The organism is Paenarthrobacter sp. AT5 (assembly GCF_032764245.1).
GTDB classification, from domain to species: domain Bacteria; phylum Actinomycetota; class Actinomycetes; order Actinomycetales; family Micrococcaceae; genus Arthrobacter; species Arthrobacter ureafaciens.
The window spans coordinates 1-14,204 of record NZ_CP136443.1; the positions used below are offsets into that span (position 1 = coordinate 1).

General features: G+C 61.5%; 9 protein-coding genes. 7 read left to right on the top strand and 2 right to left on the bottom strand.

Annotated features, from left to right (window positions below; all coding sequences use genetic code 11):
- The 3 genes from RI444_RS22535 to RI444_RS22545 all read left to right on the top strand — a co-directional run bounded on the left by RI444_RS22535 (position 1) and on the right by RI444_RS22545 (position 4,366).
- A complete protein-coding gene (locus RI444_RS22535; protein WP_316963966.1) occupies positions 1-627 on the top strand; it encodes a DUF3105 domain-containing protein in 627 nt (208 codons plus the stop codon).
- Positions 628-971: 344 nt separating this feature from the next.
- Positions 972-2,936, top strand: a complete 1,965-nt coding sequence (locus RI444_RS22540) for an N-6 DNA methylase (RefSeq protein ID WP_316963967.1) — start codon at positions 972-974, stop codon at positions 2,934-2,936.
- A gap of 161 nt (positions 2,937-3,097) precedes the next feature.
- Positions 3,098-4,366 carry a hypothetical protein gene (locus RI444_RS22545; RefSeq protein WP_316963968.1) on the top strand — a complete coding sequence of 423 codons (1,269 nt, stop codon included), beginning with the start codon at positions 3,098-3,100 and terminating at the stop codon, positions 4,364-4,366.
- Positions 4,367-4,784: 418 nt separating this feature from the next.
- On the opposite strand, the gene RI444_RS22550 is transcribed toward RI444_RS22545, so the two are convergent.
- The gene (locus RI444_RS22550; protein WP_316963969.1) at positions 4,785-5,810 is read right to left on the bottom strand and encodes a DUF808 domain-containing protein; all 1,026 of its coding nucleotides are present in this window, start codon (positions 5,808-5,810) and stop codon (positions 4,785-4,787) included.
- A 415-nt stretch (positions 5,811-6,225) separates the two neighbouring features.
- On the opposite strand from RI444_RS22550, the gene RI444_RS22555 reads away from it, so the two are divergent.
- From RI444_RS22555 to RI444_RS22570, 4 genes are all read left to right on the top strand, one after another.
- Positions 6,226-6,501, top strand: coding sequence for a hypothetical protein (locus RI444_RS22555; protein WP_316963970.1), 276 nt, complete (start codon positions 6,226-6,228; stop codon positions 6,499-6,501).
- Between the two features lie 9 nt (positions 6,502-6,510).
- Complete coding sequence (locus tag RI444_RS22560; protein WP_316963971.1) at positions 6,511-6,765, top strand: hypothetical protein; 255 nt, start codon at positions 6,511-6,513, stop codon at positions 6,763-6,765.
- Positions 6,766-6,879: 114 nt separating this feature from the next.
- Positions 6,880-8,049 (top strand): ATP-binding protein, encoded by a 1,170-nt coding sequence (locus RI444_RS22565; RefSeq protein WP_316963972.1) that lies wholly within the window; start codon positions 6,880-6,882, stop codon positions 8,047-8,049.
- Entirely contained in the window at positions 8,042-9,088 is a 1,047-nt protein-coding gene (locus RI444_RS22570) for a hypothetical protein (protein ID WP_316963973.1), read from the top strand. Before RI444_RS22565 ends, RI444_RS22570 begins: the two co-directional genes overlap by 8 nt.
- A gap of 61 nt (positions 9,089-9,149) precedes the next feature.
- Here the strand turns inward: RI444_RS22570 and RI444_RS22575 are convergent, their stop codons facing one another.
- Positions 9,150-14,063 carry a DUF4082 domain-containing protein gene (locus tag RI444_RS22575; protein WP_316963974.1) on the bottom strand — a complete coding sequence of 1,638 codons (4,914 nt, stop codon included), beginning with the start codon at positions 14,061-14,063 and terminating at the stop codon, positions 9,150-9,152.
- Between the last annotated feature and the right edge of the window lie 141 nt (positions 14,064-14,204).

Here is a 14,204-nt window from a genome sequence, read left to right on the forward strand (position 1 = left end):
ATGAAACCCCGGACAACACCCGGTTCACAGCAACGCTCACCCACCAACACAAAAGGGTCCAGGTCGCCCGCCCGATTGCAGCGGCCATTGATCGCCGTCGGCGTGCCACTCCTCCTCGCAGCCGGCGCGCTCACCTACGGGCTCACCGCAAACGGCAGCGGTCAACCGACCCCGTCAGCAGAGAAGGGCCCGACCATGATCGAAGGAGTCATCAGCTATGCCGGCCTGAGCAGGAACCACGTCCAGACCGCGGTGACCTATCCGCAACGTCCCGGCGTCGGCGGAGACCACTCACCGGTGTGGACGAACTGCGGAGCCTACGACCGGCCCGTGCAGGAAACCCGGGCAGTGCACTCCCTTGAACACGGTGCCGTCTGGATCAGCTACCAACCCGGGCTTCCCGCCGATGACATCGCCAAACTCGCCCGGCTTGCAACCAACCAGAGCCACGTGTTGGTCAGTCCCTTTCCCGGACAGGGATCCCTCATCGAAGCAACCGCCTGGGGAAAACAACTAAGCGTCACAGACCCGGCAGATCCGCGGCTGTTCGCATTCATCAAAGCATTTCAGCAGGGTCCGCAGACACCCGAACCCGGCGAGACCTGCAGCGGCGGAGTCAACGGATAAATCAGGAGACATACCGCCGCTCGACCGGTCAGCCCCCAACGCGCGCTGTCCCATGATCTGCCGCTCACCCGTTGATGGCTCCCGGGCGGGACGACAAACCGCCAATCTAAACTGCGATTTAACCGCCAACTCCGACTAAAAGTCACAGGGGGGAGTGTCCCGAAGTGGTGTGTCCCACTTCCAAGGAATCGGGACGTATTCTCCCGAGCAGGGGACCGGCACGTCAGGCTTTCGGTTGCTGGACCGAGGAGGTCCAGGTTGGTGAGCCTCGCGACAGATACAGTAGACAGACGGCAGCGACTGAGTCGCAAGCCCAGAGGCCCAACGCTTTATCCTAGGAAAACGTGTCTGCAGAACCACTTTTTTACCCGTCCGCCGAGCCCCACGTCATCGTTGCTCCAGGCAGGGTCTTGGATTTCATCGACGGTGTTACCCAGCGTCCCGACACTCCAGAAGAGTATGTCCGGCAGGAAATCTCCAAGTCACTTGTGCGGGAGTATGGGTACTCCAAGGCTGACGTAGCCATCGAGTGGCCGTTGAAGTTCGGCAGTCGCCGCGTCCGTGCGGACATCGCGATATTTGATCCGAACCGCGGACGGGAGCAGTCTGAAGCCCGAATCCTCATTGAGTGCAAGAAGTCATCGATCCGCCCGGCGGACCGTAAAGAGGGCGTCGGCCAGTTGCAGAGCTATATGGCGGCCTGCCCCAACGTCGTGTACGGCATGTGGACGAATGGCCTGGAGTTGGAGTGCTTTCACGCCGTTGTCAAGGATGGCGTCCGTGTGATGGAAAGCGTCCCGGACATTCCACGGTTCGGTGCTGACGCTGAATCAGAGGACCGGCCGGAATTTGAGCAGCTTCGCCCAGCTGCCAGCGATTCACTCCTGTTCGCCTTCAGGCGTGCCCACGACTACATTGCCGGTAACCAAGGTCTGCAGAAACCTGACGCGTTCTGGGAATTGCTGAAGCTGATATTCTGCAAGATTCAGGACGAACGCCAGTCGGAACGTCCAACCTTCTATGCCGCTGCTACGGAACGGTCCGGGGTAAACGGACCGCTGAAGAGCAAGAAGCGCATCGACGCGCTGTTCAAGGCCGTCAAAGCTGATTACCCGCAGATTTTCAAACCACAGGAAGAAATCGAACTATCGCCGGTGGTTCTGGCCTACATCGTTTCCCAGCTGCAGATGTTTGCTCTCCTTGACAGCGATGTAGATGTCAAGGGCAAAGCTTACGAGGAGATCGTCGGATCCAACCTCCGCGGGGACCGCGGAGAGTTCTTCACGCCCAGGAACATCTGCTCCATGATGGTTTCAATGCTCGATCCGAGCGACAGTGACATCATCTTGGACCCTGCCTGTGGTACGGGCGGCTTCCTGATTACTGCCATGAACCATGTCTTGGCCAAGGTAGAGGCTGAGGTCAACGCCACTTCTCGCAGTGACGCCGGCAAGATCGCGAGCATAGAAGCGCGGAAGAAGAAGTTCCTCGAACGGAACCTCATCGGGATGGACTTCAACCCCAGCCTCGTCAAGGCCAGCAAGATGAACATGGTCATGAACAACGACGGTTCCGGCGGGCTTTACCAAGCAAACTCACTGGCGTCGCAGGCGCTCTGGTCTGATGAGCTTCGTGCAAGGGAGCTCTTCGGCACGGTGGATTACATTGTGACGAACCCGCCGTTCGGCTCGAAGATACCCATCGACGATCCAGCCATCCTGGATCGTTTTGACCTCGGCCATCACTGGACTTATGACGAAGAATCAGACCGCTGGGTAAAGGGAACGGAGACTAAGTCCCGGCCACCGGAAATTCTCTTCATTGAGCGCTGCGTTGAGCTGCTGAAGCCAGGCAGTGGTGTGGCTGCAATGGTGCTCCCGGACGGTATTCTGGGGTCCCCGGGGTTGGGCTACGTCCGCCAGTGGCTGCTGGATCACACCCAGATCCTGGCCAGCGTTGACCTTCATGCTGATACCTTCCAGCCGGGGACAAGCGTCCAGACAAGTGTCCTGGTATTTCGGCGGAAAACCGCGGATCAGGTACGTTCAGAGCAGCTCTCGCGGATGATGAACGACTACGACATCTTCATGGCCATCTGCGATCACGTGGGCCATGACAAGCGCGGCAACTCCATTTACGTGCGGGACGACGAGGGCAACGAAATCATTGAAGAGACCAGTGACGTTGTGATGATGACGGTGGATGGGCGGAAGACGGCCCAACTTCACCGTGCCCAAGAGCGAAAGGTCGACGACAACACTTCAGAGATTGCGGAGGCGTACCGGGTATGGTCACTCCAGAGCGTCTAGAGGTACTTAGCGCTCCTGGAACGCAAGGCCCCGATTTGTGGGCCCCTGTTCTAGCGTCGGTCGTTTCCACTGGGCAACGAAGGCTTGAAGCACGTTCATATCTCACCGACGGGTACGGCCAGCGGCAACTTATTGAGTCTGCGCCATCTGGTTGGACGACGATGAAGGACATTGCTGAAGTGTGGCAGCCTTCCCGATTGAAGGGGATCGTTGTCAGGGCTGGCGCAGGACTACCTTTCCTGTCGGCTGGACAGGTCTTCGAGGCGGTGCCAGTAGTAAGGAAGTGGCTCGCGCGGGGGCATGTGCCCGATGAAGCGGGCCGGTATGTGAGTCCGGAGCAAATCCTCATGAGCTGCTCTGGCCGAGTCGGCAGGATCACAGCCGTCTACCCGCATCACGAAAACATCGTCGTCACTCACGACTTGCTGCGAATAGTTCCCAGGGACGCCAATCACTACGGCTGGCTGTACGCGTACATGAGAACGACCCAGTTCCACGGCATCGCCAGCGCGTCGCAGTACGGCCACATGATCAAGCACCTTGAGCCCGAGCACGTTCAGCTCATGCCAGTCATCATGCCCTCGACGGAAGTCGTGGAAAAAACGTCGCGTTTGGTCGCTCTCGTGCTGGAGAAACGGCGGGAAGCGGCGGCAATTGAGGCCCAGGCAAACGCACAGTACGAGTCTCTAATTAATCCAGGAGGGGGAATTCTGGAACGCGTTGTGCACGGAACTGTGAAGGCATCGTCCCTGAACAGTTCCCGCCGTCGTCTCGACGCTGAACACTTTCGGCCGGACTATCAGCAGATTGAACAGCTTGTTCTTTCGGCAGGGACCCGCCCCCTTCAGTCTTTGGAGGACGTGACGGAGAAGGTGTCCCTCGGCAATCGTTTCCGGCGTTATTTCGGGGAGAACGGCACATCGTATCGAAGCGCGGAAGAGTTGTTTGATCTCAACGCTCCGGTAACCAAGCGTGTGTACGCAGGCCTCGTGGACAACCGGGAAAAGTACACGCTTAAGTCCGGTTGGATCATCATGGCCTGCTCAGGACAGGTCTATGGATTGAATGGACGAGTGCTTCTTCTGACAGGGGCTCACGACGGCATATTCGGCAGCCATGATTTGATCCGAATCATCCCCCGCACTGAGGAAATTCACACCGGTTACTTACTGTTGGTGCTCGGCAATCCCAAGTACGGCCGGCCGTTAGTGATTCGAAACGCTTACGGCACGTCAATCCCGCACCTCGATCCTGTTGACGTACGTGACGTCCCGGTACCGCGGTTTGATGCCGAAACTGAACGCAGGTTGGGCGATATGATGGTCCGCGTCGCCGAACTCAAGGCCGAATCCGATCGTTTGGAGAACGAAGCTACAGAACTGGCCGAGACGGTAGCGTCCGTTTTCGTGAAATCTCACGGACGGCAGTAAGAGTCCAGGCTGTCGTTACGTTTCCTGTCCACAAGGGACATTGGCGATGCGGTGCAATACGGGCGTCTTGGTCTCCCAAACACAATGGGTTCGTGTGTGGCGGATATGTTCAAGGCAACAAGCGACCTTCTGAGCCATTTCGGGGCCAAGGAAGTTGAAGGTAGCCCTTCACGGCCACTTTGTTGCCCGCGGCTCCCGGGTTCAGGATTCTCTGCACTGCCTGGTTCCATGAGCTGCTGGGGCAACGTCCCACTCTTGGCTGTCCCACTTCTAAGGAAATGGAACATAGCAGCCGACAAGAGCATGCCGTTTGAAGTCTCGGCGGCCAACGCCTCCCGAGACAAACGAACATGAACTCAAGGCAACCTCCCCAGCCGGAATAGTGTCGCACCACTCCCTTGACCAGTGGGCAAGAGAACTAAGGGGCGGGATCTCTGTTTTGTTTCGTCAGGCGATAGCCGGAGATTGCGGCGCGAACGTCGCCTTCTTCGTGTCCGTCAGTCTTTTTGGTAAACGGCAGCACCTTCAGCAGGGGATGCACGATGACCATGACGACCAGCCCCCACGCGGCGCCGAGAACGGCCGAGCACAGGGTGTTCACGAGCCAGGCCAGGAAGCCGCCGACAACGGGGATTCCGGCAACGGGTGTCTCAAGGACGTGGACGAGGTCATAGGGAGCGTGCCAGCCGAGGTCGTATGCTCCCTGCAGCATGATGTGGCCACCAACCCACAGCATGGCAATCGTGCCGACGAGCGTGATAACTGCCAGTACGGCGGGCATCGCCTTGACGAGCAGCTGGCCGAAGCGCTTGGAGCCTGCGGAGTCTTTGGTGGTCAGGTGCAGGCCGATATCGTCCATCTTGACGATGAGTGCGACGGCACCGTACACGATGACAGTGATTGCGAACGCCACGACGACCAAGATGAACGCCCGGACCCATAGAGACTCATCGGCTACCTCGTTCATGGCAATGACCATGATCTCGCACGAGAGGATGAAGTCAGTAGTGATGGCCCCCTTGGTCACCTTGGCCTCGGCTTCGGGGCCGCGCTGGACGGCCGGTGCCTTCTCGGGCGGCGCGTGGTGGCCGCGGAGCTTGTGCCAGACCTTTTCGGCGCCTTCGTAGCAGAGGTAGGTACCTCCCAGCATGAGGATGAACGGAATGACTCCGGGGATGAAGGCGCTGACGAGCAGCAGTGCAGGGAGGATGATCACCAGTTTGTTGCGAAGCGATCCCCAGAAGATCCGTTTGATCATCGGCAGTTCGCGGGACGGGTCCGCCCCGGATACGTATTGCGGGGTGACGGCGGCGTCGTCGATGACCACGCCGGCGGCTTTAGCTCCGGCTTTGGCGGCTCCTGCGGCGATGTCGTCCACTGAGGCTGCCGCGATGCGGGCCAAGGCTGCGACGTCGTCCAGAAGGGCGACGAGACCGCCGCTCACAGAACGACCTCGCACTGCCCAAGGAATGACGGCTGGGCGTAGATGCCTCGGTCGTGGCGCATGATTGTCATGCTCGGAGTATATGTGGCAGGCAACTCGCCGAGGGTTGACGTCCAAGGCGGGCCAATCAACGGCTCAGGATTCCGTCAGTACCTTGAGGGTGGCCAAGGCCTTCTTGTCGTCTCGTTTGAAGATCACGGTGAGAAGTGGACTGGCATACCGGGCCATGCCAGCCATCTGGAAGTCCACGGTACTGATGAGTCGACAAGTGTCGGGACCCGTTGGCTCCACGAGATAGTCCGTACTTAGCCGGGACCTGAGCGTCTGGGTCTTGCCAGCTGCAGCGCACAGTGCCAAGGTCTAATTAATGTTCCTCCCGCTCCACATGACAGGGCTCAGGCCAGGGGGTTGCGCTATGAATCAATGGTTTCTCCCCTCGGGCGGCATTCTGAGCAATTACATTGCTCCGGGACAGACCGTCCGCCACTCGTTCTGGTGGGAAGATCGCGCGTTTGGTCCTGCCATCCTGGCTGTCGCCATGCCACCTTCAATCGTGGTCTCGACCGGCGGGGTGACGACCCTCAGTAATGGATTCAGCCAAAGTCGCGATCGGCTCACTTATTTTGCTGATCTGCGGGCCGAATCCTCGTATGGCACCGGTTATCGTCTCCTCATTACAGCATTGCGCTAAGGGGCCACCATGGAATGTACGGTCATCAGTGACGAGCGCGGCGTGATTATCGCCATTGGGCCGGCACCGGGCCCGGTGGAGTCCTCCGACGGAGAGGGACCAGCGCTCTGGCACGAGCTAGTGCCCCTTGAAGGACAAACCAGCCAGATTGTGGACGTACCCGATGACTTGCTCAGCGACGCAGAGCAGCTGGCAAAACTGCATCAAACCCACCGTCTTCGCGCCGGCAAAGTGGAGGCTATCGACGGTCCGACCACGAGCTAGGCTCCGGGCAGTTGAGGGACACCCGTCTGTCTGCCTGTCCAGGCTCTTCGAACACGATATCCGAAACTATAAAGGAGTATCCAAAAGATTGGATACTCCTTTATAGTGGTTGATATGGAAAGTGCTTTGAATCCTTACTCACCCGGTTCAGGCCGTCGGCCTTTCGAGCTGGTCGGGCGCCAAAGCGAGATCGATGCCTTCGATTTGCTGCTGGCCAAGACCCGCCAGCGAAGGCCTGACCGGGGGATCGTTCTGCATGGGCTGCGTGGGGTGGGCAAAACGGTTCTGTTGAACGAGTTTCGGCGTCAGGCCGAACATGCGGAGTTCATGGTCGTCTTCCTGGAGGGCAGGGACGCCGAAGGAGGTCCGGAGGCTGTACGGGCCAAGCTCGCCCGGAACCTCCTGCAGGCCGGCCGGAAGCTGAACCGCCGCGGCGCAGGGGAACGACTCTTGGCCGCACTTGGCAGCATCGCATCCTTCTCCGCCAAGCTGGGCGTGACCGGGATCGATATCGGCGTGAACCTCAATCACGGCCGCGCTGACTCCGGATCGATCGAAGTGGACTTGGAAGAACTGATTGAGGACCTCTGCCTGGCACTGGCGGACAAGCGCTCGGGTCTGATCTTCATCATCGATGAAATGCAGGACCTGGACGACGGACTCATCGCCGCACTCCTGAGCGCCCAACACCTGGCCGGCCAACGCGAATGGCCGTTCTATATCGCAGGGGCCGGCCTGCCCAACCTTCCCTCGGTACTCAGTGAAGCGCGCTCCTACGCCGAAAGGATCTTCAACTACCGCAGCATCGGAGCGTTGTCGAGGGAGGCCGCCGAAGCGGCCCTGGTCGTCCCGGCTCAACGCTATGGGGCGTCGTTCGTACCCGAAGCCAAAGACCTCCTCCTGAGCGCATCGGGGGCGTATCCATACTTCCTGCAGGAATACGGATACGCCGCATGGGAAACAGCCCCGGAGAAAACCGTAACCTTCGACGACGCCAAAATCGCGGTGGAAATCGGCCGCGCACAGCTGGACCAAGGGTTCTTCCCCTCACGCTGGAAACGCGCCTCGAAGGCAGAGAAAGACTTCCTTCGCCTGATGGCCATTGACGGTGATGACGGATCGAGCACAGCTGACCTGGCTGAACGGGCACAAAAGAAACAAAGCTCTATGACCATGACCCGCGCATCGTTGATCGATAAGGGGATCATCTACGCACCCGCCCTGGGTGTTGTGGCGTTCACCGTGCCAGGAATGGCTGATTACGTCAAACGCCTCCATGAATAGCACGAACGCAGGAACCGGTACCACTGCAGGCGGGAGGTTGCGGTGGGGAATTCTCCTGACCGTAACCGTTCTGGTTCTTGCCGGAGCCGCGATCTACGCGGTGGGAGCCTACCAGCGCTTCGAGGAGAGCCGCACGGCCGCCTCATCCGTGGGGGTCACCGCAGGCCAGCCTCTCCCCGAGGTTCCTTTCGTCTTGTTCAGGAACACTGCCGGCGGGCAGGGGTATGGCAATGCAGCCACGGTGCCGCTGTCGGCTCCGGGTGGCACGCGTGCTGTCAGTGAACAGGCGTGCGAACGCGTCTATGGCACCGCCGCCATGGTGGTCTGTCTCAAATCCAACCGTGGGTTGGTAACTACGTACGAAGCGTCAGTCCTGAACCGTGACTGGCAGCAGGAACGGGCGTGGCCCATTCCGGGCATACCGAGCAGGACACGCATCAGTCCGGACGGCTCCCTGATTGCCACCACGGTGTTCGTCTCGGGGCACTCGTACACACAAGCCGGGTTTTCCACGGCAACCGAAATCACCGTGCCCGGCGGCGGTACGGGAAACCTCGAAGACTTCGCCCTCATCGTGAACGGAGAACGCCTGCTGGCTACCGACCGGAACATCTGGGGCGTCACTTTCGCACCAGACCAGAGCGATGTATTCTATGCCACCGCAGCCTCGTCTGGGCGTATCTGGCTCGTCCGGGGAAGCCTGACAGACAAGACCCTGACTGCCGTTCGGGACAACGTCGAGTGCCCCTCCATATCGCCTGACGGCAGCCGGATCGCGTACAAGAAGAACGTTGGCGGTCCTCTGAACGCTCACTGGAACGTCGCCCTTCTTGACCTGGCGACGGGCGCGGAAACGGTGCTCTCGGAAAAGCGCAGCGTCGATGACCAGATCGAATGGTTGGATGATCAAAACCTGCTCTACGGCCTGGCTGACGAGGACACCGAAGGTGACAGCAACATTTGGAAACTGCCGACCGATCCCGCGTCCCAGCCGAGCCTCTTCATCGAACACGCGTGGTCGCCCAGCGTGGTCCGCTGACGTCCGGCCCAAGAACCCGGGGAACGGACGGACGTCAGCAGCCTAAAGAACGCCCCACGCGTCAGCAGGTTCCCAGTAATCCGCACAGCAGTCCGCCCGACCCTGTCGGACTCGGTGAGGGGCTGGGTGACGGACTGGGGGTAGGACTTGGTGAAGGGTTCGCGGTCGCCGTTCCGGATGGGGTCGGAGTTGCGGCCGGTGTAGGCGTGGGCGTGGGCGTCGGGGCGGGCACCGCCTGCGCTGGCGCGGTGGTGGCCGAGTAGAGGACATCGACGAAGTAGTTCGTGGAGTTCCAGGAGTTCGTTGGTGCCGCACCGCCGGTACCGTACAGATAGCGGCCGTTGTCAGGGCCGGCGGCGGTGAACACCCCACTGACCCACGTCTGGGCGAAGAACGCAGGAGTGTAGGCGTAGCGGCCGTTGGGCGCCAGATAGGACACGACGTACGTTTCCCCCGGCGCTACGGCTACAGGGGAGGTCAGCATCGCGGTTTGCCAGCCAGTCGCTGTTTCGTTCGAGAACGTCACCTGAGCCAGCCGCATTCCAGCAGCGTTCCACAAGGAACCCACATGGGTTCCGGTATTTCCGGTTCCCTTGTAGAACCGGATGCCGGTGACATTGCCGGCCTCGGAGACCGTGAACGCCGTTCCCAGCTCAACGGATGACGCATCATCGGAGGATGCAGTCTGCGGTTGGAGCTCGCCGAAGATGGACGATTGCTGGGCATCAGGGTCGGCCGTGGTGAACTGCCAGGTGGTGGTCGGCAGCCTCTGGCCCTGTTGGGACTCGATGTTGCTGACGCTGACGGAGATCGCTGTGTTGCCTGGCAGGGCTGCCCCCGGGGTGAATGTCAGGGTACGGCCGTCGGTGGACAGGGCAGCGCTGCCGGTAACGGGTGCCTCGTTCGCCGCCAGCGCGAACGAGGCACCTGGCTTGATGGCGGACGAGAGTGTGAGCGTTGGTTTGATGTCGACGGGCACCCCCGTGGCGTCGGGCGCAGGGGACCGGTCGGTTACCGTCAGCGGCGGCACCGCAGCCATGAACACCAGGTCCACAAGGTAGCTTGCCGTGGAGGGTGAGTTGGGGAAGTCATTGTTGTAGGCGAACGCCCCGGAATCGGGTGCTGTCCGCAGCGGACCGCTGGTGAACCCGTTTCCGAATCCGCCAGCCGTGTAGGAGTAGTGGCCGCCCGGGGACTTGTAAGCCACCACATACTCGGTGTTGGCGTTGATGTTCACCGGCTGGCTGAACGTTGCTGTTTGCCAGCCGGAACTGGACTCATTGGTGAAGGTGACGGTGGCCAGAAGCTGCCCGCCGGCCGTATATACCGAGCCGGTATGTGTCCCGGTGTTGTCGGCGGCCTTGTAGAACCGGACGCCGGTGATCTCCCCCGCAGTGTCGCTGGCGAACCGGACGCCCAGGGACAGCGGCACGCCGTCGTTGGCGTCGGGGGTTCCCGGCGTCACGGTGTCCTGGTAGAGCGTGCACGGGCACGTCCCCGGCGTCCTGGGGGCAGGGACGGTGCTGAACGTCCAAGCAGCGTTGCTTAGTGGTTGCCTGGACGCCGCGGTCGCCGTGACGGTGGCCGTGTACGACGTCCCGGCGGCCAGCGGCCCGGTGGGAGTGAAGGTGACCTTCCGTGTTTGGGGGTCGTAGCCGGTGGCTCCGGCCACGGTTGTTCCGCCTGCGTCTTTTACCGCCAGGTTGACGCTGGAAGCTTCGGCCGGTTCGGACAGTACGGCACTGACCTGGCTGTCCAGCGGAACGCTGGACGCGCCCGGGAACGGGGACTGACCCGTTGGAGTAAACGCCGGCGGTGGAACCATGACGATGACGTCAACGAGGTAGCTGGCGTTCGAACGTGATCCGGGGAAGTCTCCGCTGTACGTGTACGCGCCGGCGTCCGAAGCTGTTCGCAGTGGTCCGACGCTCATGCCGGCGCCGAACCCGTTGGAGGTAGCCGAATAGGTCCCGGTCAGTGACTTGTAGGCCACGATGTAGTCCGTGTTCGCAGCCATCTGTACCGGTTGGCTGAACATCGCTGTCTGCCACCCCGAGGCGCTCTCATTGGTGAACGCAACGGTTGCAAGTTGCTGCCCGGCCGCCGTGTACAGGGCACCGTTGTGGGTGCCCGTGTTGCCGGCCGACTTGTAGAAACGCATGCCTACTACTTCACCGGTTGAAACACTGGAGAACCGGACGCCCAGCGTCAACGGAACGCCGTCCTGAATCTCAGCGATGCCCGGGGTGACGGAGTCGTCAAAGAGGCTGCACGGGCAGGACCCGGGAACCGGCAGTGTCGCCGCGGTCGTGAACGACCAGGTTCCACCGGCTGTGACCGGACCCCCCAGGGTGTCCGCCCCGGCGAGGGTGGCCGTGTACTGCGTGCTGAACGCCAGGGCGCTCGTCGGGGTAAAGGTCGCCCGCCGCGTGGCAGGGTCGTACGCCGTCGTGCCGGCCACCGGGCCGTCGGGGGACTGCAGTGTCAGCTGGACGCTGGAGGCAGTGACGGGCTTGGAGAACACGGCACTGACTTTGGTGTCCACGGAGACGCTGGACGAGGACGGGAACGGTGTGTGCCCGGTTACCGTCATGGGGCTGCTGTCCACCGTGCTGAACAGGGCATCGGCGAAGTAGTTGCCGCCGTTATAACTCGAGGTCGGGAACGCGGAGGAGGTGGCATAGACACCGGCAGGCTCGGCCCCGAAACCCCCGGCCACCTTCAACGGCGCGTCGGAGGACCCAAAGCTAGCCCATTGGAAATTCTGGATGGAGTATCGGCCATTGGGCGCCCAGTAGGACACCGTGTACTTCTGGCCTGCCGCCACCGGGACGGCCTGGCTGAACAGCACGGACTGCCATCCGGAGGTGGTCTCGTTGGTGAACGTCGCCGTGGCCAGACGCTCTCCGGTGGAGCTCCACAGGGACCCGGTGTGCGTGCCGGTGTTGGCAGCGCTCTTGTAGAAGCGCACCCCGGTGATAAAACCGTCCACGGTGGGGGTGAAGCGCATGCCCATTTCGTAGCTGCCGCCGTCACCGGAATCCTGCACTGTCGGAACGGTTTGGCCGAAGACGCTGTAGGGTCCGCTCAAGACGAGGCTCCTGCTGGTGGCTGCGCCGATGTTGGCGCTGTCATCAATGGCCCTGGCTTGGATGGTGGCGGTATCGAAGCCCTTCTGGATATAGGTGTACGTCCAGATTTGCTTGCCCACGGCGGGGTGCCACGTGCCGCCGCCGTCGGTGGAAACCTCGACCCCGGCCACCACCCCGCCGGTGTCGGCGGCGGTTCCGGTGACGGTCACGCTGGTGCCATGCGGCACAGTGGCGCCGTTGGCCGGGGCAGTGATGGCAGCGATGGGCGCGGCCCGGTCCGTACTCGCGACCGCAGCGATCAGCCCGGCAGCGATGGTGGCGGGCTGGGCACCCATATCGGCCAGAAGGTTGACCTGGGCCTGCCGCATCCGCGGATCGGCAGGTGCGCCGTCGCCGTCATGCACTTCGTCCAGGCCCCAGGTCCACTGGACGCTGCCGGCCGAGAACACCAAGGCGCCGCTGGGAGCACGGTACAGGGTCACATGGTGGGTCGTTGTACCGGGCAGGACAGTGTTTCCAAAATCCTGAAGATACTGCGGCACGTCCCCGACGGTGGTCGACAAGCGCACCAAACCCGGTGGACGGAACCCGTTGTCAAGATCCTCATCGGACTCATATCCCACCGTATGCGGCGCCAACGCCGCCGAGGATCCGGCCGGCAACGAGGACAGGGAGGTGTTCCGCCACAACCTGGTTTTGCCTTCCTCCGAATTGACGGTCACCGGCAGGTCGGAGTAGTTGGACATGTAAATGGTTCCGGTCAGCGCGTTTTCGGGCAGTCCGCCGCCATTGGTCTGGGCCGCGAACCGCGGGTCCCGCCAGGTTCCGGTCCATTGGGGGCTGGGGTCGATTTTTTCGTTGGCCCAGGTCTCCTTGTAGGAGGTCAGCGTCCGCCCCGCACCGCTATCCACCGGGGAGGGTTCGAACCGGGTGCGCCAATACCCCTCGTTGCCGGAGAGGAACTGCAGGTTCACGCCCGCGTCACGGGCGGCGGTGATGTTGGCCCGTTGGGGGCCGGACCAGTACTCGTCGTGCCCGACGGAGAGGAAGACCTTGTGATTGAGCAGTTGTGAGCCGCTGCGGTCGGTATCAAGGCCGCTGATATAGCTGACGTCGTAGCCGTTTTGTTCCAGGAAACGCACCATCGGGTACTCGTTGGAGAAGTAGAAGTCCCGGCCGCCGGGACCGCCGCGGGTTGCTACCGGGCGGTTATAGCTGACCTTGTAGGCACGTCCGTTGGGCCCTTGGTAGAAGTCCGAGCCACCATAGGAGTTGTAGGCCTGCCAGGAGGGATCGGAGGTTTGGAAAACAACGTCGGAACGGCTGCCGTCCGAGCGGACGATGAAGGTGATGTGGCTTTGCCCGCCGGTATCGGGCCGGGTCAGCAGGGCGACGTAGACACCTGAGACCGCGGAGGCGGGAACCTGCCACGTTGCGGACACCGCCCACGTGCCGCAGTCATACAACCCCGTGGTGAGGTCATTGAGGCATTGGGGCTGGTTCTGCCGGAACGCGGACGGCGTCACGTCAGCGATCTTGCGGGCACCGTTACCGCCATACCAGCCGGTCCGGTAGATCGCGATGGTGTAGCTGGACGCGCTGGTATCGATCTTAAAGCGAATGGGCTGGCCCGCATTGACGCTGATCTCGGTGGAGAAACCTTGGATGCTGTCGTCACCGGGGCCGGAAATGTCCCACTCCGATGGCGGACTTCCGGGCTTGGAGTTTTCACAGACAACAGGGTTCACTACCGGATCGCAGGGTCCCGCAGCGAGGGCTGTCGGGGCGGTAAGGGGCAGCAGAGCTGCCATCACGGCAATCACCAAGGGCGTGATGAATCCCTTCAAGGGTGACTGCAAGCGGGTGGATGAATGACCGGGCATCGGAACTCCTGGGAGTGGTACGCCTGTTGCGAGTACGGATCCGTGCTTGCCGCACGGTCCCTGCTTGCCGCTCCCCAGCCAGGGTCAAACCAAGAATCTTCAGTTAGGAAACACCAGGGTCCTTGTCCTTGGATGGTCATG

What these genes read in the sequence shown, in the direction of transcription:
- RI444_RS22570 (WP_316963973.1), top strand. Translation starts at nt 8,042, where the DNA reads ATGAATAGCACGAACGCAGGAACCGGTACCACTGCAGGCGGGAGGTTG.
- RI444_RS22555 (WP_316963970.1), top strand. Translation starts at nt 6,226, where the DNA reads ATGAATCAATGGTTTCTCCCCTCGGGCGGCATTCTGAGCAATTACATT.
- RI444_RS22535 (WP_316963966.1), top strand. Translation starts at nt 1, where the DNA reads ATGAAACCCCGGACAACACCCGGTTCACAGCAACGCTCACCCACCAAC.
- RI444_RS22560 (WP_316963971.1), top strand. Translation starts at nt 6,511, where the DNA reads ATGGAATGTACGGTCATCAGTGACGAGCGCGGCGTGATTATCGCCATT.
- RI444_RS22545 (WP_316963968.1), top strand. Translation starts at nt 3,098, where the DNA reads ATGAAGGACATTGCTGAAGTGTGGCAGCCTTCCCGATTGAAGGGGATC.
- RI444_RS22575 (WP_316963974.1), bottom strand. Translation starts at nt 14,063, where the DNA reads ATGCCCGGTCATTCATCCACCCGCTTGCAGTCACCCTTGAAGGGATTC.
- RI444_RS22565 (WP_316963972.1), top strand. Translation starts at nt 6,880, where the DNA reads ATGGAAAGTGCTTTGAATCCTTACTCACCCGGTTCAGGCCGTCGGCCT.